General features: G+C 72.1%; 13 protein-coding genes and 1 pseudogene. 8 read left to right on the forward strand and 6 right to left on the reverse strand.

Going from position 1 to position 20171, the window contains the following annotated elements:
• Positions 1 to 15 precede the first annotated feature (15 nt).
• Genes ND747_RS03475 through ND747_RS03485 form a run of 3 tightly spaced genes read right to left on the reverse strand, consistent with a single transcriptional unit; the run spans position 16 to position 5917 of the window.
• Entirely contained in the window at positions 16 to 1197 is a 1182-nt protein-coding gene (locus ND747_RS03475) for a hypothetical protein (RefSeq protein ID WP_251731728.1), read from the reverse strand.
• Complete coding sequence (locus tag ND747_RS03480; RefSeq protein ID WP_251731730.1) at positions 1197 to 4385, reverse strand: DEAD/DEAH box helicase; 3189 nt, start codon at positions 4383 to 4385, stop codon at positions 1197 to 1199. Before ND747_RS03480 ends, ND747_RS03475 begins: the two co-directional genes overlap by 1 nt.
• The gene (locus ND747_RS03485; RefSeq protein WP_251731732.1) at positions 4382 to 5917 is read right to left on the reverse strand and encodes a hypothetical protein; all 1536 of its coding nucleotides are present in this window, start codon (positions 5915 to 5917) and stop codon (positions 4382 to 4384) included. Before ND747_RS03485 ends, ND747_RS03480 begins: the two co-directional genes overlap by 4 nt.
• Positions 5918 to 6334: 417 nt before the next feature.
• On the opposite strand from ND747_RS03485, the gene ND747_RS03490 reads away from it, so the two are divergent.
• The 3 genes and pseudogenes from ND747_RS03490 to ND747_RS03500 all read left to right on the forward strand — a co-directional run.
• Positions 6335 to 7030, forward strand: coding sequence for a M50 family metallopeptidase (locus tag ND747_RS03490; RefSeq protein WP_251731734.1), 696 nt, complete (start codon positions 6335 to 6337; stop codon positions 7028 to 7030).
• A 319-nt stretch (positions 7031 to 7349) separates the two neighbouring features.
• Entirely contained in the window at positions 7350 to 9278 is a 1929-nt protein-coding gene (gene ftsH / locus ND747_RS03495) for an ATP-dependent zinc metalloprotease FtsH (RefSeq protein ID WP_251731736.1), read from the forward strand.
• Between the two features lie 729 nt (positions 9279 to 10007).
• Positions 10008 to 10151 (forward strand): annotated as a pseudogene (locus tag ND747_RS03500) (SAM-dependent methyltransferase); the annotation flags it as partial.
• On the opposite strand, the gene ND747_RS03505 reads toward ND747_RS03500, so the two are convergent.
• Positions 10152 to 11174, reverse strand: a complete 1023-nt coding sequence (locus tag ND747_RS03505) for an alpha/beta fold hydrolase (protein ID WP_251731738.1) — start codon at positions 11172 to 11174, stop codon at positions 10152 to 10154. It lies immediately after the preceding pseudogene.
• A 185-nt stretch (positions 11175 to 11359) separates the two neighbouring features.
• Here ND747_RS03505 and ND747_RS03510 point away from each other — a divergent pair, with 185 nt between their 5' ends.
• Positions 11360 to 12901: a cytochrome ubiquinol oxidase subunit I gene (locus ND747_RS03510; protein ID WP_251731739.1), complete on the forward strand. Its 1542-nt coding sequence runs from the start codon at positions 11360 to 11362 to the stop codon at positions 12899 to 12901.
• Entirely contained in the window at positions 12898 to 13905 is a 1008-nt protein-coding gene (locus ND747_RS03515) for a cytochrome d ubiquinol oxidase subunit II (RefSeq protein WP_251731741.1), read from the forward strand. Before ND747_RS03510 ends, ND747_RS03515 begins: the two co-directional genes overlap by 4 nt.
• A gap of 76 nt (positions 13906 to 13981) precedes the next feature.
• Here the strand turns inward: ND747_RS03515 and ND747_RS03520 are convergent, their stop codons facing one another.
• Entirely contained in the window at positions 13982 to 14905 is a 924-nt protein-coding gene (locus ND747_RS03520) for a 5'/3'-nucleotidase SurE (RefSeq protein ID WP_251731743.1), read from the reverse strand.
• 311 nt (positions 14906 to 15216) lie between these two features.
• Here ND747_RS03520 and ND747_RS03525 point away from each other — a divergent pair, with 311 nt between their 5' ends.
• The 3 genes from ND747_RS03525 to ND747_RS29650 all read left to right on the forward strand — a co-directional run bounded on the left by ND747_RS03525 (position 15217) and on the right by ND747_RS29650 (position 18407).
• Positions 15217 to 16113 (forward strand): CoA ester lyase, encoded by an 897-nt coding sequence (locus ND747_RS03525; protein ID WP_251731744.1) that lies wholly within the window; start codon positions 15217 to 15219, stop codon positions 16111 to 16113.
• Positions 16114 to 16834: 721 nt separating this feature from the next.
• On the forward strand, positions 16835 to 18124 hold the full coding sequence (locus ND747_RS03530) for a sensor histidine kinase (protein WP_251731746.1): 1290 nt from the start codon (positions 16835 to 16837) through the stop codon (positions 18122 to 18124).
• Positions 18117 to 18407, forward strand: a complete 291-nt coding sequence (locus ND747_RS29650) for a hypothetical protein (protein ID WP_308204548.1) — start codon at positions 18117 to 18119, stop codon at positions 18405 to 18407. The genes ND747_RS03530 and ND747_RS29650 overlap by 8 nt, the downstream gene beginning before the upstream one ends.
• 872 nt (positions 18408 to 19279) lie before the next feature.
• Here ND747_RS29650 and ND747_RS03540 read toward each other — a convergent pair.
• Positions 19280 to 19834: a flavoprotein gene (locus ND747_RS03540; protein ID WP_251731748.1), complete on the reverse strand. Its 555-nt coding sequence runs from the start codon at positions 19832 to 19834 to the stop codon at positions 19280 to 19282.
• Between the last annotated feature and the right edge of the window lie 337 nt (positions 19835 to 20171).

A 20171-nucleotide genomic window follows, 5' to 3' on the forward strand; every position in this document is an offset into this window, starting at 1 on the left:
GCATCACTCTCTGGATCAGTCGTCGTCGGTGAGGAGGTCCAGGCGGCCGAGGGCCTGGGGGCCGGCGGCGTGGGCGTGGGTGCGCAGGTCGTGATGGGTGGGTGGGGGGACCTCGAGGGCGGTCGCGATGCGTTCGGCCTGGTGGAGCAGGCCGGTGCGGGTGATGCCGGGGCGGCGGGTGAGGGCCAGGGCACGGTCGAGGGCGGCGGTGCGGCGGGTGGCGGCGTCCTCGCACCAGAGCTGGGCCACGTGGTTCTTCGACAGTTCGTACGAGCCGAGGCGGTACAGCTTCAGCGCGGCCTCGCCGAAACCCGACGGTGGCAGGAGGATCCGCCACACTCCGGTGGACGTCTGCCGGACGGTCCCGGTGCCGCCGGCATAGCTGGCGAGCCAGGCCGTCCACAGGGTGCGCGGGTCGGCGGTGTCCTCGGCGTCGATGCGCTGGCGGACCGAGTCGACGTGGCGGCAGACCTCGGCGAGAAACGGGTCGCGTTCGTCGGAGACGTTCGTGTAGGCGAACAGTCCGTGCTCGGCGGTTTCGATGAAGTAGCAGGGCAGGAATGCCTGGGTGGTGCCGAGTTCCTGGATGGGGCCCAGCGCCGCGGGGACGTTGAACTCGGCCCGGTCGGGGCGGGCGGCAAGCTGCTCGACGGATGTGGGACGCAGCGGAGTGGGCGTGTAGACCGGATGGAAACGGGTCCGGCCGGGTGCGCGGTCCGCGGGTATCTCGGCGTTGGGCAGGATAGCGATTTTTCCGTCGTAGTAGGCGCGGGGAAACGGCCAGCCGGTGAACTGTTCGAACATCAGCCGCTGACGGCTTTCCTTCGCCACATAGCGGACGCCGGCCCGCCACGACTGGCGGCCAAGCGACGTCAGCGCCAGACGTCCGGCCGGGCCGCCGGGTGCGGCGGTGATGTGGCCGATGGTGGTGAGGAAGTCCAGGCAGCGCTGGACGAGGGCGATGGGCAGGGAGAAGAACGCGGCGATCTCGTCCGCGGAGGTCAGCCGGCCCTCGGCGAGGGCGCGCAGCAGGAAGCGATCGAGCACCTCGAAAGCCTGTGGATCGTGCACGGACGCGCTGATCTCGATCTGCCACAGCGGCCACAGCACGGGAAACAGCCGCAGTGGGCGCACCCCGGGCACGGCGGCGGCGTCCTCCAGGGCCCGGCGGGCCGGGTAGAGCACCGGTGTGGCCATCAGAAGCCTCCGTCCGCACCGGCACCGCCGTCGCCGCGGCCCCGGCCGTCGCCGTGGCTGCGGCCGTCGCCGTGGCTGCGGCCGTCGCCGTCGGGCAGCAGACGGGCGATCTCGCGCGACGGGCGCAGGTCACCGTAGGCGCGCAGATGGTCGACGAGGCCGCGGGCCATCGTGGCGAAGGGGGCGTCGGTGGCCGCACACAGCGTCGAGGTGTCGCCGACGAGAACGAGCTGCTGCTTCGCCCGGGTGATGGCGACGTTGAGCCGGCGCAGTTCGGAGAGGAACCCGACGGCTCCACGGTCGTTGCTGCGGGTGAAACCGTAGACGATCAGGTCGCGTTCGCCGCCCTGGAACGAGTCGACGGTGCCGATGTTCTCGCCGACCCGCGCCGGATCGCCGAGCCGGCGGGCGAGCGCCGCCTCGATCCGCGCCGCCTGTGCCCGGTAGGGGACGATCACGGCCCAGTCGGCGAAGTAGCGGGCGGCGTGGGCGACGTGGGCGGCGATCAGCTCGGCCTCCAGCTCGTTGACGTAGCCGCGCTGCTGCCACGCCTCGGTGGCACGCAGTTCCAGCTCGGCCCGTTCGGCGGCGGGACGGTCCGAGGTGTCGATCATCCCGAGGGGGCTGCGGAAGATCGGGTCGCCGCCGCCGCCGTCATGGGACGTGCGCAGTTGGCCGTGGTAGAAGGCGCCGGAGACGAACCGGGCGAGCACCTCGGGCATCCGGCGTTGCAGGGTGAGCTCGACCCGCTGCTCGTCGCCGACGCGGGGGAACAGCCGCTCGAAGCCGCTGGCACGCAGCAGTTCGCCGATCTCCCGGGCGTCGTCGCCGGCGGCGAGCGTCTCGGACCAGCGGCGGACGTCCTCGTCCAGGAACGGCGGTAGCTGGTAGTGGTCGCCGACGAGGATCGAACGGCGGGCCCGCACCATCGGGACCAGCATGTTCGGGGTAGAGATCTGCCCGGCCTCGTCGATGATCGCCACGTCGAAGACGATGTCGGTCAGCAGCGGGCTGCTCGCCGTCCCGACGCAGGTGGCGGCGACGACCTGCGCGTAGCGGACGAGTTCGTGGCGCAGTTCGGTCTCGGCGTCGCCGATCCGGGAGCGCCATTCGGCCAGCAGCGTCGCCCGGCCCCGCACCGTCACGATCGCCTGTTCCGCCCAGGCGTGCAAGGACGCCCAGCCGGCGAGGTCATCCGGAGCCGGAAGATCATCTGTGTTGGTGCTCGCGAGGAGACCGCCGCCGGACGTGGGGCCGCCGGACGTGGAGTCGGCGGTGCTGTCGTGTGCGGTGAGCAGGGGGAGCAGGGCGCCGAGGACGACCCGACCGGCCTCGGCCAGGTGGTGGTGGCATTCGGCGATGGTCGCGGCCAGTTCGTCGCGTTCGGTGGTGAGGGCGGCGCAGTGCGGGTCGGCGGCGGCGAGGGCGGCGGTCTGGGCCCGGAGCTGCTCGCGGGTCTCGGCGAGGCGGGCGAGGTCGGTGTCGGCGGCGGCGCGGGCGGCCCGTGCCCGGTCGAGGCGGGACCGCAACCGGTTCAGCCGCCAGCCGCGCCACCACCCCAGCACGCCCACGGTGCCTGTGGTGCCTGTGGTGCTGTGGCCGTCGGCAGCGGTGGTGCCCTGGCGAGCTGCCACGGCGGCGTGCAGTGCGGCGAGTCGTTCGTCCAGCGCGGGTATCGCGTCGAGGATGCGGTCGGCGTCGGTGGTGGCCCGGCGGCGGGCGGCGGCGAGCTCGGGGGACAGCGCGAGGACGGCTTCGTCCACCGTGCGTTCGACCGTGGCCAGCCGGGCCCGCGTCTGCTCGGCGAGGGTGCGCTGCTCGGCGAGATGGTCCAGCCACTGGCGCAGCACCGGTTCGGCGCGGCCGAAGGAGGCCATCAGCTCCGGCAGGCGGGTGTCGGCGAGGACGTCCCGGCGGAACGCCTCGAGCAGGCTGTCGACGGTGCGGGTCCGGGCGGCAGCCGTCATCGAGGCCTCGCTGCCGATCCGCACGGCGTGCACGTCGGCGGGCAGGCCCGCGAGCACGTTGTCGACGGCCCGGTTGGTGTGCGAGGTGACCAGGACCGTCTCGCCGCGGGCCACGCATTCCAGGACGATCTCGGTGATGGTCCGGGTCTTGCCGGTGCCCGGCGGGCCGAGGACCAGCAGCAGGTCCGGCACGGTCAGCGCCCGGCGGAACGCGGTGAGCTGGTTGTCGTCCAGCGGGCCACGGGCGCGCGCCGGCGCGGCCGGCTGGTAGGGCAGGAACGCGCCGTCGACGAGGTTCGCGAGCAGGTTCGGGTTCGCCGCCAGGCCGTCGGCGAGGGTGTCCACCGCCTGCTGTTGGATCCGGTAGACCCGGTCGCTCGGGAGCACCCGCAGCGCACCCTGCGCGGGCAGCGCCCGGAAGTCCACGGCCTGCTCGAACCGGACGACGACCTCCCGGCCGTCCACCCGGTCGACCCGGCCGCGCAGCTCCGGGTGGTCCTCGACCTGCACCTGCGCACCCGCGACGATCCCCTGGGGGCGGGCCAGGTGGAACGCGTAGACGCCGCGGCCGGAGAACCGCTGCTCGCGGGCCGCCTCCCGGCGCGCGTACGGCACCGGTGGGGCCAGCTCCTGGCGGGCGACCTCGATGTCCCGGCTCGCCTCGATGACCTGTGCGACCAGATCGAGGTAGCGCTGGTGTTGCGGCGCGAGCCGCCCGCCAGGACCGGTCCCCGGCCCGCTCGCGGCGTCCGCTGTCCCTTCCCCGGCGCTGCCCGCCGACCCGGCCGCGGTCAGCCCCGCCCAGGCCTGGCGCAGCTGCGCCCACTGGGACGACCAGGGCTGGTCGAACGTGCCGCGTCCGCGCGGCAGGTCCTGCAGACGTTCGAAGATCCGCCATCCGGACGGGCAGGTCAGCACCAGCGCGGCGGCGGTCAGCCGGTCCTCGTCGTGGAACGTCCGGCGGCGGGCATGGCCCAGGCGGTATCCGTCCTGGTACTGGGTCGGGTAGAGCGTCGCGACGTACCGGCTGGCGTAGACGATCAGCCGGCCGCGGTCCGGGTCGTTGCGGTCGGGTTCCAGCCGGGCGGGCAGCATCCCGCGGGCCGACAGCTCGGTGAGTTCCTCGAGGAACCGGGTCGGCTGCCCGTCGAGCGCCTCGATGGCCTTCGCCGTCGGAATCACGGCCAGCGGCCAGCGCACCGTGACCGGCAGCGTCGTCATGAGTGTCCTGTCTCTGCGGCCGGGTCGTGTTCGCCGAGCGACAGGGGGCGCCGGGCGGCCCGCAATGCGTCGGCGAGCTCGTCGAGCCGGGGCCAGTGGCGCGGGTCGGCGGCGGCGGCCCGGGAAAGCACCTCGTCGAGCTGTTCCGGACCGCCGATCCTGGACGGACGGCTGCCAAGCACGCCGCGCACCAGCGCCGCGACCTGCCGGACGTCGGTGGCCGCCGCGTCCGTTTCCCCGCGTTCCTCCATCCCGCCTGCGCCGCCCATCCCGCCTGCGCCAGCGGTGCCGTCCGGCGCGAGCCTCGCGCTCATCCCGACCAGGCCCAGGTCACGCAGCATCGGCGTGGTGCGGCCTCCGCTCGGGCGCTGGCGGGGGCCCCTGCTGCGCGGCTGGTCACGGCCTCCGCGACGGGCATGGGCCCCCTCGGCGGCAGGGAACACGATGTCGTCGGGGGTCAGTCGGCGGTGGGCCTGTCCGGCGCGGTGCAGCACCGCCAGCGTCTCGCACAGCGCCGCCGCGTCTGCCAGCACCCGCGCCGCGACGATCCGATCCGGACCAGTCGGGCTCGCCAGAACGGCGGACGCGGCTGCGGCCTCGCCGTGGACCTCACGCCAGGTCCGTCCCACCGGCGCGGACATGACCAGAACCGCATGGTCGCCGCGATGCCGAGGGGCGATCAGTTCGGGTAGACCCGCGGTGCCGCGCAGCGCCGTGAGCAGCTGGGCCTGGGTCCGTAGGGCGTCGTACCAGCTCGTGGCGTCCGGCGTGCGGTGGCGGACCCACAGATGGCGCAGGCGCACCAGGCGGTCGCCGGGTTCAAGTTCCCGCGCCGTCACGTCGCGCAGCACCCAGGACCTGTCCGGGGCCGTCCACTGCGTGACGGGCTCGTGCAGCAGGTGGACGACACCGCCGACCCGCAGTTCGAGGCCGCCGTGCCAGGGCGTGGCATCCGGACTCGCCGCGTCAAGAACGGTCTCGTCGGCCCGGATGCGCAGCGCCGACCCCGACGCCGCCTCGTGCGCGCGTGTCGACGACGAGCCGTAGTAGATCTCGCGCAGGCCGGAGCACTCCGGCTGGGACAGTAGCGTGCGCAGCCGGGTCTCGTCCCACAGCACGATGGGAACGCCGGTGAGCTGCGTCTGTTCCGCCCGCCACCGTTCGAAACGCTGTGTCCGCGGGCCGTCCATGGTCACCGGAATGCACAGCGTCCATTCCTCGATCCGGTACCTCTGTTCCGACGCCGCTGTCCAGGCCCGGGCGAAGGATTTCCGGATGCTGGCGAGCTGGTCGTCCTTCACGCCGTCGATGAAGTACTTCACCTGCCAGATCCGCCCCTGGTCGGTGAGATCACCGGTGTAGACGTCGATGCCCCAGTCGCCGGGCGCCGGCTCGATGTTGTGCGCCGGACCCTGCAGCTGATCAACCAGCGACGTGACCATCTGCTCGAAGTCATGCCGCCCGCCGGCGTCGTTGGACCGCAGCCGGTGCGCGTGGAAGTTGATGGGCGGCGACCCGACCGGAAGATCCACCCACCGCTCCCTCTGTCGTGTTCGCTCCGTCCGCCGCCGCACCGGAGACGCCACGCGCCATGATCGGATGGGCACTCTGGTCGCCGGGGTGGCGGAGAATCCGTCGTCCTGCACCGTAGCCGTATTCGGTACAGCACTGTGCGAATCTGGCCAGAACATGTCGCTATGGGGACATCTCACCAGGCGACGAGCGGTCGCCTCCGCGCACCGCCCAGCGGCTGTTCTCCATCCCGCACCCGTCCTGGCCTCGTCCTGATCTCGTCCTGGCCTGGCCCTGGCCTTGTGATCGGCTCGCGAGGTGGCCGACCGGCACCGACAAAACCGGAAAAGTCCGTGGTGGTCGGGACATCCACATCGGATGATCGGAGAGCGCAACGGCGTGTCTGCGTCGGGTGACGGTCTCGGACGGTGAACGGGGTGGCGAGGGTGTCGGGCGGGACGTACGCCGCGGTACTGGACGGGACGGCCGCACCGCGGTCCGTCGTGGTGGTGACGGGGTTGCTGGCCCTGCTGGTCGTGCTGGCCAGCAAGTGGGGGGAGCGGTTCGACGCGGCGGTGCACGAGGGTGGGCACGCGCTGGCCGCCTACCTCACCGGCCGGCAGGTGCTCGCGGTGTGGGTCGAGGCGAACGGCAGCGGCGCCACCCTGACCCGCGGGCGTCCGCGCGGCGCGGGGCTGTTCGTGACGGTGGCCGCCGGCTACACCGGCCCACCGCTGGTCGGGGTCTGCTCGGCGGCGTTGCTTGCCGCGGGACGGGTCACCGCGGTGCTCATCCTGGCCGCGTTCGGCCTGGTGACGTTACTGCTGGTCACCGTCAACCGGTTCGGGCAGGGGCTGCTGGTCGGGGCGCTCGCGTCGCTGGTGGTGGCCGGGCGGTTCAGCCCCGACTGGGTGCAGCTCTGGTACGCCCACTTCCTCGCCTGGCTGCTGCTGCTGTCCGGGCCGCAGTCCGTGCTGATCCTGCACCGGGCCCGGCGCGGTGGCGCCGGCGGTTCGGACGCCGACCTGCTCGCCGCCCTCACCCACATCCCCGCCCTGCTCTGGGTGCTCGGTTTCGCCGCGTTCAGCCTGTGGTGCGCCCTGCGCGGCGCAACCCTGCTCGTCCACGCCTGAAGGCGCCCTCTTCTCCTGCACCTGCATCTGGCACCTGGACAGCAGGAAGCGGTCACGCGAGCGGGCTCAGGGTGAACTGCTGTCGATCACGGCAGATGGTCGCCGGACCGGACGCGGGAGCGCCAGGAATCGTCGTTCCGCTCTCGGGCGAAGCGCTCACAGCTGTCGGTGCGACGTCCTGAGCGGATCTGACGGCTGTGCTGGTCCGAACGTCCCGGCCGCTGGTCCGAACGGCTCTTCCGCGACGGGGCGGGGAAGAGGAGTGTGCTGACGAAAGCCAGTCCGTCAGCCGTCGTCATGCCTCCCCGGGAGCCACTCAATGATCAGTCGGGTTCGTGTGGGCGGAGTGCACCACTCGGCGCCGGCCAAGTCCGGGCCGCCGCATGATCCGCCGCCGAAGCCCGTGCCGCCGCCGCCGCCCGCCTGGCGGCGCTGGCTGCTGCCCGTCGGCCTGCTCATCACCCTGGTCCTCCTGTTCGGCCGTGGGCTGTTCGTCGCTGCTCCGTCGACCTCGCTGAGTTACACCGACTTCGTCACCCGGGTGACCGCCGGCCAGGTGCGGGCCGTGACGCTGGATGACAAGGGCGGCGTCGACGGGACCCTTACCGACGGGAAGAAGTTCACCAGCCGGATTCCCACCGTCCTGGACAATCCGACGCTGGTGGGGCAGCTACAGGCGAAGCGGGTGCAGGTCAAGGCGAAGCAGACCGGGAGCTCGCTGCTCTCGGTCCTGTTCAGCTTCCTGCCGCTGCTGTTGCTGCTCGGGTTCTTCGTCTGGACCGGCCGGCAGGCGCAGCGTCAGCTCGCCGGCGGCATCGGCGGGATCGGCCGCTCCAAGGCGAAGATCAACGATGTGGAGCGGCCGACGACCCGGCTGGCCGACGTCGCCGGGTACGAGGGAGCCAAGCAGGAGATCGGCGAGGTCGTCGACTTCCTGCGCCACCCCGACCGGTACGCCAGGGCCGGCGCGGTCGGTCCGCGCGGGGTTCTGATGGTCGGGCCGCCGGGCACGGGCAAGACGTTGCTCGCCCGGGCGATCGCCGGCGAGGCCGACGTGCCGTTCCTGTCGATCACCGGATCGGCGTTCGTCGAGATGTTCGTCGGGGTGGGCGCCGCCCGGGTGCGCGACCTGTTCGCCGAGGCCCGCAGGCGGGCCCCGTCGATCGTGTTCATCGACGAGATCGACGCGATCGGCGGCCGGCGCGGCGCCGGCCGGCTCGTCGGTGCCAACGACGAACGCGAACAGACGCTCAACCAGATGCTGGCCGAGATGGACGGCTTCGACACCGGCAGCGGAGTCGTGGTGCTGGCCGCGACGAACCGGCCGGAAACGCTCGACCCGGCGCTGCTGCGGCCGGGCCGGTTCGACCGGCAGGTGACCATTCCGCTGCCGAACCAGGGCGAACGGGCGGCGATCCTGGCCGTGCACGCCCGCGGTATCCAGCTCGCCGCCGACGTCGACCTGACCGTCGTCGCCCGCGGGACACCTGGCTTCTCCGGAGCCGACCTGGCCAATCTGGTCAACGAGGCAGCGATCAACGCGGTTCGTGCCGACCGGGAGATCGTCACCGCGGCCGACTTCGACACGGCCCGCGATCGGCTGCTGCTCGGCCGCCGCGACGCCTCCAACGCCCTGCTGCCCGACGAACGCCACTCGGTCGCGGTGCACGAGTCCGGTCACGCGCTGGTCGCGGCCCTGTCCGAGCATGCGGACCCGGTCGCCAAGGTGACCATCCTGCCGGCCGGTATGGCGCTCGGGGTCACCGAACAGCTCCCCGAGGCCGAACGGCACCTCTACAGCGAGGTCTACCTGCTCGACTCACTCACCGTCCGGCTCGGTGGCCGCGCCGCCGAACTGGTCGTCTTCGGCCACGGCTCGACCGGCGCCACCAACGACCTGGCCGGCGCCACCGCGCTCGCCACCCGGATGGTGCGCGAGTTCGGGCTGTCCGCGGCGGTCGGGCCGGTCAGCTACTCGACCGGCGAGGCACAGTTCCTCGACGGCGAGGACATCATCGGCCGGCCCTACTCCGAGCAGACCCAGCAGCTGGTCGACAGCGAGGTCGCCCGGCTGCTGCGCGATGCCGAGCACCGTGCCGTCGATCTCCTGACGACCCATCGCGGCCTGTTGGACCGGCTCACGGCCGAGCTTCTCGACCACGAGACCATCGATGGGTCCGTCGTCCAGCGGCTGGTCCGGGGCCCAGCGTCGAACGTCCGGGTCGGCGAGCCCGCCCCGCTCGGCTGACCCCTCGGTTGCGGCCGGTTCAGCCCCGGCCGGGTCCAGCTCTGGTGCGCCTTCTTCTGCTTCATGGTCGGGTCCGGCCCGAGCCCGGTGTCGGGGCACCCCGACGAACTGACTCCGACCGAGACGGCCGAGGCAATCAGGTCCACAGCGGTCGCGGTCTGCTCGGCTGGTGCGCTGTCCGCGAATGTTCACGGGCAGCGCGCTGGTAGCTGTCTGGGCTGGGGCTGGGGCTGGGGCTGGGGCTGGTCGGGGCTGGGGCTGGCTGGTCGGGCTGTCGCTGGCTGGCGTCCACTGCCGTCCGTCGGCACTCTCCGGTGTTGTCCGGACACCATCCGAGGTCGCTCCGCTCCGCGGGGCTGGTTGCGACGGCCGACCTCGCCGCCGTCACGGGCCGTCGTCGGCGTCGGCGGGCCTGGCGGGGCGGATGGGTCCTTCTGTAGGGATGAAACGGACAAAATTTCGGTTTGACCCCTATAGAAGGACCACGTTGATCGACATGCCCGGGATTGTCTCGACCTGCCGAGCCATTCTGGTCACGGTGCGTAATGCCGGTCGCCGGGTGCGGGTCGCCGGTGCCGGGTGGCTGCCTCCGGCCCCGGAGGATGTGCCCGCAGTCACCCGGTCACCCCGGCACCCCGGTCACCCCGCTACCCCTGCCACCCCACCACCCTGGCGCCCGGCCACAACCGGAAACATTCATGGACGGCGCACTAGGCACGCACCCAGGTCGAGATCGGCAGCTTCTTCGACGGTCTCGAGCTCGTCGACCCGGGCGTCACCCTGGTGCGTCGCTGGCGCCCCGACGAGCCGTTGGACGAGAGCCGCACCGACGCCGCCGTCAGCACCTTCGGTGCCGTCGCGCGAAAGCCGTAGTTACTCTTGGTAAAAGCCTGAGGCGTCGGTCGAATGTCGGGAAACCGCATTCTGGGCATCGGCGCTGCGGGAATCGGTGATACGGGCGAAATGATCGTCCACGGCGGTCAGCCAGGCGAGCGGACGGCTGGCATGTGGGCTGTGGTCGGCGCCGGCGATGACGGCCAGCCGTGCCCCGGGAATCGAGTCCGCCATCGTCCGGGCGGAGGCGCGCAGGCTCGAGTCGTGCTCGCCGACGATGACCGTGGTCGGCACCGCGATCTCGCCCAGCCGGGAGACGAGCGACGGGTAGGTTCCGAGCTCCCGGCCGAACGAGGCGAGGGCGTTGGGATCGACCTTCCCGAGTCCGTCGGCCGCCCGCTGCTGTGGTGTCGGCCCGCTGCGTACCGCCTCGATCTCCGCTGTGGCGTGAGAGTCTGCGTCTGCGTCTGCGTCTGCGTCGGCGGGTTCGGCGGGATCCGTGTGTTGGCGGCCGGCGAAGGTGTCGGACACCTTGTCGAGGATCGAGCCGACGAGGCGACGGGCGATCGGGCCGGGGGCGTTGGCCGGTGCGGCGGCGGTGTCGACGAGGATCAGGGATCGCACCCGCCGCGGATGTTCCAGCGCGTAGCGCAGGGCGATGACGCCGCCCATCGAGTGGCCGAGCAGGTCCACCGGTGCGGGTCCGAGGGCGGCCAGAACGGCGACGAGGTCGGCGAACAGCAGGTCGAACGTGTATTCCGACCGTCCGCCGCAGGCCCATCCGCTCGCACCGTGGCCCCGGTGGTCGTAGGCGACCACCGGGCGGCTGGCCGCGAGACCGGTCGCCACCGCCGCCCAGTCCTCGGCGCTGCCCGCGATGCCGTGCACCAGCACCAGCGGCCCGTTGTTGCTGTCCACCGGACAGTCCGTGCTCCCGACAGAGCCGCCGGTCACGCCGGTCAGTCCTGCACCGGCGAAGCCGCCGCCGTCCGGTGCGATCTGCTCGACGTGCAGGCTGAGCCCGTTACCCACCGGTATCCGCCACTGTCGCGTCTCGACCACACCGGCATTCTCCCCCGGTCAGGCCGGACCATCCCCACCCGTGGCCTCGGGGCGAGGACGCGGGCGCGGGCGCGGGTGTCGGTCGATGTCCTGCGGTGTGGATCACATCGACGTCCCGCCCAAGAGGGTTATTCTACGGACTGTAGAAAGTTCGACGTCCCGTAGAAGATTGGTGGTGGGGCGGGATGGAGCTGGCGGCGGGGGTGGCCGGGGCAACGGATCTGGCGCGGGCGCAGACGGCGTTCTCGCTGGCGTTCCACATCTGCTTCGCGGTGTTCGGCGTGGGCATGCCGTGGCTGCTGCTCTACACCGAGGGACGCTGGGTGCGTACCGGTGATCCCGGCTGGCTCGCGCTCACGAAGAAGTGGTCGCGGGCGTTCGCGGTGCTGTTCGCCGTGGGAGCGGTGTCGGGGACCGTCCTGTCGTTCGAGTTCGGCCTGCTCTGGCCGGCCTTCATGGCCCGCTACGGCGGGGTGCTCGGGCTGTCGTTCACCCTCGAGGGGTTCGCCTTCTTCGCCGAGGCCGTCTTCCTCGGGATGTACCTGTACGGCTGGCGGCGGCTGTCCCCGCGCGTGCACTGGCTGACGCTGTGGCCGATCGCGATCGCCGGGACGCTCTCGACGGTCTTCATCATCACGGCCAACGCGTGGATGAACGTGCCCGGCCATGTCCGCGAGGTGGACGGCACGGTGGTGTCCGCCGAGCCGCTCGCGCCGTTTCTGAGCCCCGCCGCGCCGGCGCAGGTGGTGCACATGCTGCTGGCCGCACTGATGTGCACCGGGGGAGTGGTCGCCGGGATCTACGCCGTCGGCATGCTGCGCGGGCGCCGGGACGTCTACCACCAGCGCGGCCTGCGGATCGGGCTGACCGCGGTGCTGGGGTGCGCGCCGTTGCAGTTCGTCTCGGGTGATCTCGCCGCCCGGGTCGTCGGCGCCCGCCAGCCGCTCAAGCTCGCCGCCATGGAGGGCCTGCTCCGCACGCAGCGCGGCGCCCCGCTGACCATCGGCGGCTTCTACGACGAGTCGACCGGCCGCGTCCGGTTCGGCCTCGAGCTGCCGAAGCTGCTGTCGCTGCTGGAGGGCTTCCACACCGACCACCGCATCACCGGCCTGGACGCCGCCCCACCCGCCGACCGGCCGAACGCCCTGCTCGTGCACAGCGCGTTCACTCTGATGGTCGGCCTCGGCAGCGCGCTGCTCGCGCTCGCGGCGCTGGTCACGCTGGTCATGGTGCGCCGCCGCCGGCGCGGCCAACGGCCACTGCTGCCGACCGGCCGGCTGTGGCTGTGGGCGGCGGTGGGGACCGGACCGGCCGCGATGCTGGCGATGCTCGCCGGCTGGGAGGTCACCGAGGGCGGCCGTCAGCCGTGGATCGTCTACGGTCGGATGCGCGTCGCCGACGCCGTCACGTCCAGTCCCGGTGTCGGCTGGACGTTCGCCGGCACCGTCACCCTCTACCTGGGCCTGGCCGGCGCCCTGCTGCTCATCCTGCGCCGGATGGCCACCGGCGGACCGGGTCCGGACGTCCCACCCACTCCCGTCGCACCCATCCCGGTGCCGCCGACTCCCGTGCCGCGCGACGACGGCGAGCACCGGGATGAGCAGGCACCGTCGACCCCGCACCGGCCGAGACGTCCGGACCGGCAGGCTCCCGACCGGCAACGTCCTGAGCGGCAACGTCCCGGGCGGCGGCGCAGGGTTCCCGTGGGCGGGGGGACCGACCGATGACCGCCGCGGATCTCCTTCTGCTCGTGATGGTCGGCGGGCTGACCGCCTACGCGCTGCTGGCAGGCGCCGACTTCGGTGCCGGTGTGTGGGATCTGTTCGCCCGTGGCCGGGACGCGGCCGACCAGCGTCGGCTGATCGCCGCGGCGCTCGGGCCGGTGTGGGAGGCCAACCACGTGTGGCTGATCTTCGTGCTGGTGGCGCTGTTCAGCGGCTTCTCCGAGGCCTTCGGGATCATCGGGTCGACCCTGGAGGTGCCGCTGCTCGCCGCGCTGGTCGGGATCGTGCTGCGCGGATCGGCCTACGTCTACCGCGCCTACGGCGGTGGTGCCGCCGGCCCCGACCACTGGTGGGGTCGGGTGTTCGCGGCAGCCTCCACCATCACCCCGTTCGCGCTCGGAGTGACCGGCGCCGCCCTGGCCACCGGCGATCTGGCGCCAGCCGCCCCCTGGCGCCCGTGCACCAACGCGTTCGGGCTGGTCTGTGGCCTGTTCGCGGTGACGGTGACGGCTTTCCTCGCCGCCGTCTACCTGTGCCGGGACGCGGCCACCGCGCCGACTACCGCGCACCTCGTCCCCGGCCTGCGCCGCCGGGCCCTCGGTGGGGCGCTCGCCTCGGGAGCACTGGCGGCCGTCCTGCTGCCACTGCTGTGGTCGGACGCACCGGTTGTCGCCCACCGTTTCGCCGAGCGCTCGATCCCGTTCGCCGTCGCCTCGGCCATCGGCGGCATGGCTGCGCTCGCCCTGCTGTGGCGGCGCCGGTTCACCGCCGCCCGGATCGCCGCCGGCCTCGCCGTCGCGGGGGTGCTCTGGGGATGGGCCGCCGCCCAGTATCCCGACCTGGTCGTGGGACGTTCCACCGCCACGTCGGCCGCGGCGCCGGAGGCGAACCTGGTGGCGCTGCTCATCGCGATCGGCCTGGGCATGGCCGTCATCGTGCCGTCGATGGTGCTGCTGTTCCGCCTGTTCTCCCACCCCGACGTCTCCGACGGCCACGGACCCGGCTGACGTCGAGAAGAACCTCGTGGCCGTGGCGTCCGCGGGCCGCACGTGGCGCCGGCGGGAAGCACGTGGCGCCGGCGGGTCAGGCCGGCGGGCGGGCGGGCACGGTGGTGAGGGTCGCGAAGCCGGCGTTGAAGGCGCCGACCTCGTCCTGGGGGGTGTCCGTCGCGGTGCACGACTGTGCCTTCAGCACGGCTGACATGTCGGCGAGCGTCGCCTCGCTGGCGACCTCCCGCAGACCGCGGACCTTCCCACCGGCAAAGCAGTTCGGGACGTTCAGGTTGGCGACGGTCAGGGCGGTGGCAGCGCCGCCGGCCTCGCTCGCCGGCCGGCCACCGGCCGCCGGGGCGGCGAGCAGGCCCGTACGGTGCGCCGAAACCCAGGCGAGGACCTGCGTGACGGCCGGACTGTAGTCGTAGGTGTCGCCGAGACCCTCGCTGACGGCCAACGCCGGGATGCCCCGCTGGGCGGCGGCGCGCGCCGCACCGACGGTGCCCGACAGGTTCACCACCGGCCCGAGGTTCTGGCCCTCGTTGACGCCGGAGACGACCAGGTCCGGCTTCAGGCCGAGTTCGTCCAGGGCAACATGGACGGCGTCGGCCGGATAGCCACTCACCGCGGTGGCCTTCAGGCCGCTGGTCGTGGTGGTCTCCTCGTGGCTGACCTGGCCACCGCTGGTCTTCCCGCCGGTCCCGCTCTGGTTCGCCGCCGGGGCGACGACGTGGACCGACGTGTTCGGCAGGGCCGCCAGGGCGTGGGCGACGGCGTCGATGCCCGCCGAGCCGACACCGTCGTCGTTGGTGACGAGAACGTCGAGCGTGCCGTCCGGCGTCCGCCCGGTGCTCGCACCCGCGGTGGCGCCCGCACTCGCCGTGGTGCCCGCGGAGGCCGGCGCCGCCGACCCGGACGGCGCGGCGCCCCCGGAACTCGACCCGCAGGCGGCCACGGTGACAGCGACCAGAAGTGCCGCAACGGGCAGACACCTGCGAGCGAGCTTCGTCGACACCGATCCTCCAGACCTATGCGGACATTCTGACCTTGTGGGGCTTGTGGGGCACTGGCGTGCGGGTACCTGTGGGTTGGACTGCCCAGGTGCAACGTGGCCACAACCTAGCGGCAGCAGCTCGTGGGCGTCCGCGGGGCGTCCGGTACCGGACGTCCGACCTGCGGTGATGCTCGTGTGTCCCGGCCCGAATGTGGGCTGCGTCGGTGATCAGAGCGCCGGGGATGGTCGGACAGTAGTGTGACGGCGCGGGTCGCGGCGCACGACGCTGACCGGATGACGCGGAACGGATCGCACAGCGACGGAGGACAACGGTGACGGCCGAGGCGAAGCAGGCGGCGGACTTCCGGCCACGGCGCTCGGTGCTCTACATGCCGGGCGCGAACGAGCGGGCGCTGGAGAAGGCCAAGGGCATCCCGGCGGACGCGCTCATCCTCGACCTTGAGGATGCGGTCGCGCCGTCCGCCAAGGAGTCGGCGCGCGAGCGGGTCTGCGCGGCCGTCGTCGACGGCGGGTACGGCCGGCGTGAGCTGATCATCCGGGTGAACGGGCGGGACACCGACTGGCACGCCGACGACCTGCGGGCCGCCGCCAAGGCCGGGCCGGACGCCATCCTCGTGCCGAAGGTCGGCTCGGCGGACGAGGTGCACGCCATCGAGCGTGATCTCGTCGCCGCCGGCGCCCCCGAGCACACGAAGATCTGGGCCATGATCGAGACCCCGATCGCCATGCTGCACGCCCTGGCCATCGCCGGTGCCTCGCCGCGGCTCGCCGTCCTGATCATGGGCACGAACGACCTGGCCAAGGAACTGCGTGCCGAGCACGTCCCCGGCCGCGCGCCGCTGCTCACCGGCCTCGGCCTGGCCCTGCTCGCGGCCCGCGCTGCCGGCAAGGTGATCATCGATGGCGTCTACAACAACGTCAAGGATGCCGAGGGCTTCGCCGCCGAATGCCAGCAGGGCCGTGAGCTGGGCTTCGACGGCAAGACCCTGATCCACCCCGGCCAGGTCGAGCCGTGCAACACCGCCTTCTCCCCGACCGAGGCGCAGCTCGCCGAGTCCGCCGAGATCGTCAAGGCCTGGGCCGAGGCGGAGGCCGAGGGCCGCGGCGTCGTCACCGTCAACGGTCGGATGATCGAGAACCTGCACGTCGACAACGCCCGTCGCCTGCTCGCCGCCGCCGACGCCATCAACGCCCTCGCCGCCGGCTAGCAGCCGCTCGCCGCTGGCAGCCGCTCGCCGCTGGTAGCCGGCTGACTCTGGCCGCCGCCGCCGACGGCCGGCCGGCCGAAATCGTCGCCCCCATCACGGGTTGTTGCCCACGCCCGCAGCTTGGCCGGGTGTACGGGTCCTTCTGCAGGGATAAAGCGGACAAAATTGCTCGATCAACCCTGCAGAAGGACCACGACGAGTGTGGCGGGCGGGTCTGGCCGTGGTCGGGATAACCCGACCACGGCCCGGCGGGCGCACCGGCTGGGACGGAGCCGCCGGACGCGCCACTGTGGACCCTGTCCACGCCGCACCGCGACCCGAGGCATCGATGACCATGACCTTCCCACCACCGCCGGATCCAGGTTCACCCTTCTCGCCGACCGCGCCCACCGCGCCCATCCCAGCGACCCGGCCGACCGCGCCGATCCCGTCGACCGCGCCGACCGCCACGGCCGCCACGGCCGCGGGTGTGCATGACCGCCGGGTGGATCCCACCGAGGTCCCGAACGCCGAAACCGGCAGTTTCGCACCGGGGGAGGAACGTCCGGGAACATCTCGGGCGGGAACAGCTCAGGCTGGGGAACGGTCGGCGGTGGAACACCTGGCTGGGGAGCGGCCGATGCAGGAGCGCCAGGCGGGGGAGTGGCCGGCCGGGGGACGTGGACCGGTGGAGCGAGGCCCGCGTGCCGGTGCGTCCGGGGGGTGGTTGTACGGGCGTTTCATGCGGGAGGTCGGGTACACGCTGGTGTGTTTTCCGCTGGCGATTATCGGGTTTGTCTACGTGGTGGTGGCGCTGTCGACGGGTCCGGCGCTGGCGGTGACGTTCCTGGGGATTCCGTTGCTGGCGACGATGCTGGTGGGGGCACGGGGGTTCGGGACGGTGCAGCGTGCCCTGGCCGCGGAGATGCTGGGTGATCGGGTGGCTCCGCCGCGTCCGTTGCGCCCTCGTCGCCGAGGGGTGATGCCCTGGGTCTGGGCGGGGCTCAGGGATGGGGCCGGCTGGCGGGCATGTGTCTATCTGCTGGTGAAGTTTCCGCTGGCGATCACGAACTTCGTGGTGACCGTCGCGTTCTGTTCCGCCGGACTGGGTGGGGTGAGCTATCCGGTGTGGCAGAGGTACCTGCCCCTGCAGCATGACAGCGCGGGACGGCCGCATCGCGGTGCTTCCTTCGGCACCGACTACTTCCTGGACACCTGGCCGCGGATGGCGATGGCTGTCGCGGCCGGCGCCGCGCTGCTCTACCTGGCCCGGCCCCTGATTCACGGGCTGGTGGGGCTGGACCGGCTGCTCATCCGCGGCCTGCTCGGCCCGACGAACCGCCAACTCGCCGCGGAGCGGATGCACGAACTCGAGCTCACCCGGGCGTCCGCCGTCGACGACTCGGCCGCGGCGCTGCGCCGCATCGAACGGGACCTGCATGACGGCGCACAGGCCAGACTCGTGTCGATGGCGATGAACCTCGGCACGGTTCGGGAACAGCTCGCCACCGCGGACGGCGACAGCCTCGACCTCGACCGGACCCGCTCCATGATCGATGCCGCCCACCGCGACGTCAAGGAGGCCCTCACCGAACTACGCGACCTCGCCCGCGGCATCCACCCGCCGATCCTCGACCACGGTCTCGAGGCGGCGTTGGAAAGCCTTGCCGCCCGAGGCACCGGTCGCGGCCAGGCCGCCGGCGGTGGCGGGCAGCCGGTGGCGCTGCATGTCGACCTGCCCCAGCGGCCGTCGGCGGCGATCGAGACGATCGCCTACTTCTGCGCCGCGGAGCTGCTCACCAATGCCGTCAAACATGGCCAGGCCGACGAGATCCGGATCGGTGTCATCGGACGCGCCGGACGGCTCCGCCTCACCGTCGTCGACGACGGGACGGGCGGCGCCTCCCTGGAACCCGGTGGCGGCCTGACCGGGCTCGCCGAGCGGGTCCGCACCGTGGACGGCTGGCTTGACGTCACCAGCCCGACCGGCGGACCCACCCGCATCACCATCGACCTCCCCCTGCATGCCTGATCCTGACGCCGGACGGGTCAGTCACGGCGAACGCGCGGACGTCGACAATCCCGCCGTCGTCGACAATCCCGCCGACGCCATCCCCGCCGACGCCATCCCCGCCGCGGCGGCCCATGACTGCGCCCTCGCCGCGGCCGTCGCCACCATCCCGGGTGATCCCGCCAAACTGATGCTCGTCGCGTACAACGCCGACCCCGGGGCGGTCCTGGCAAACCATGGCGTACCCCCTATGTCGAAATCCCGCCCTGTTGGTACCGCCACGGCGACCTCGTCGAAGCACTGACCACCCCGACGCGCGATTCGACGATCCGGTCCGCTGGCTCGACTGGCTCGCCCGTGCACGGACCCACTTCGCCCGGCGATCTCCCCGCTGCGGAGTCGGTACCCACAAGGAAACCGGCCTGGGAGCGGCCTACGACGACGGCGACTTCGCCGCGTTCGTCGCCAGGCAGAGCGCCAGCACCACAACGATTGCCACGGCCAGAGTCCGAGTATTCCTTACCAGTCGGCGACATCTCCGGACATGGAATGGCGATGAACGAGGAAACTCTCCCGCGGGTCCGGATCAACCTGCTTGTCCTTTACTGCTCCGATCTGCCGTCGTGCCCCGTAATCCCGATCCGGGGCTCACGTTCGACGGCCGGATGTACCCGCCCCGCGACGACTACATCAGTCGTCGGCCCGACGGCGGCCTCGTGGCAATCACCAAGGGCAACAGGCTCGGGATCGGGCCCACCGGCGAGACGACAGTCCTGAGCCGACGGTCCGAAGAAGCCATATACCATCGGCCCGCCGCGGACCCGATCGCAGCACCCGATCGAGGTGCCTCCGACCGGATCAGGGACCTGCAGCACCGACTTGCCCAGGCGCCGCCCGATCCGATGCCGCAGCGGGGATCCGATCCTCCGCGCGAACGATCCGTCCCCGGGACCGGAGCCGGACCGGGACATGGGCGTGGAGGGACCCGGCCTCCCGGGTTGAGACCGCGGTGTCTCGTGTGGAGAACAGTCTGGCTCTGTGGTTGGGCGACGACTGCTCCCTTGCCGCAGCCGTCGCCCGGCCGGCATCGAGGGTGCTCCCGCTCGGCCACCACCCGACCGGCGGAGGACTCCCGTTCCGGGAGAACAGGGGAGGCCCCGCACCCGCGTCGGGTGGTCAGGCGCCCTTGGAGGCCTCGAGGGCGTCGAAGGTCTTCTTCCACGGGAACATGGCTTTCCAGGCGTCGATGTCCGGGACGTCCTCGAGGACGACGTCCTCGTAGTCGAAGATGACCTGGACGCCCCAGGAGCGCAGGGTGGCGATGTTGGCCAGAAACGCCGGGTGCTTGGCGTGGGTCGGGTTCGGCGGCAGGGCGATGATGATCGGGATGCCGGAACCGATGGTCTCGTTGAGCAGGCTCAGCGCCAGGGTGTCGGAGATGCCGCCGGCGAACTTGTTCACGGTGTTGAAGGTGGCCGGGGCGACGACGACGGCGTCGGGGATCGGGCGTTCCTCCTCGTCGTCCTCGACCAGGACGTACTCGCTGCGTACGGCGTAGCCGGTGAGCTCGGCGAGCGCGCCGGTGTCGAGGAACTTCAACGAGGCCGGCGTGGCGACGATCCGGGTGTCCCATCCGGCGGCCTTCGCCTGCGAGACGAAGTCGGGCACGTCGTCGGCGGGGTATCCGCCGCCGCACACGACGATGTAGAGCGCGCGCGTGTCAACAGTCATGGCATGCACCTATCTCGAGGCCGTGCGCACCTCGGAAACCGAGGACGGCCGGGGTGGACGTGGAGCTGTGGAGCTGTGGAGCTGTGGAGCCGTGGCGCCGTGCGGACAGAGCCGTGGGCAACCGGGTGAACGTGAGCCGGGCGGACGTGCGTCGTGGACCGGGTCATGCGGGCCGACCGGGTACATCTTCCGCCCGGATCTGCAGCTTTTCGGCAGAATAGGCAAACGGCGGCCAGGTTCCGAGCAAAAGTCCCTTCTGCGCCAGTCCCGAAGACCCGGTCCGGACGGGTTCAGGGTCCGATGCGGCCACTGCGCTGACTGCCCGCCCGGGTCGCGC

Origin of the sequence: Frankia sp. R82 (assembly GCF_023716925.1) — a bacterium.
Classification (GTDB): Bacteria; Actinomycetota; Actinomycetes; order Frankiales; family Frankiaceae; genus Frankia.

Bases quoted from the DNA above. Each gene is read 5' to 3' on its own strand.
- ND747_RS03510 (WP_251731739.1), top strand. From the start codon at position 11,360: ATGGAGCTGGCGGCGGGGGTGGCCGGGGCAACGGATCTGGCGCGGGCG.
- ftsH (WP_251731736.1), top strand. From the start codon at position 7,350: ATGATCAGTCGGGTTCGTGTGGGCGGAGTGCACCACTCGGCGCCGGCC.
- ND747_RS03475 (WP_251731728.1), bottom strand. From the start codon at position 1,197: ATGGCCACACCGGTGCTCTACCCGGCCCGCCGGGCCCTGGAGGACGCC.
- ND747_RS03530 (WP_251731746.1), top strand. From the start codon at position 16,835: ATGCGGGAGGTCGGGTACACGCTGGTGTGTTTTCCGCTGGCGATTATC.
- ND747_RS03515 (WP_251731741.1), top strand. From the start codon at position 12,898: ATGACCGCCGCGGATCTCCTTCTGCTCGTGATGGTCGGCGGGCTGACC.
- ND747_RS29650 (WP_308204548.1), top strand. From the start codon at position 18,117: ATGCCTGATCCTGACGCCGGACGGGTCAGTCACGGCGAACGCGCGGAC.
- ND747_RS03540 (WP_251731748.1), bottom strand. From the start codon at position 19,834: ATGACTGTTGACACGCGCGCGCTCTACATCGTCGTGTGCGGCGGCGGA.
- ND747_RS03480 (WP_251731730.1), bottom strand. From the start codon at position 4,385: ATGACGACGCTGCCGGTCACGGTGCGCTGGCCGCTGGCCGTGATTCCG.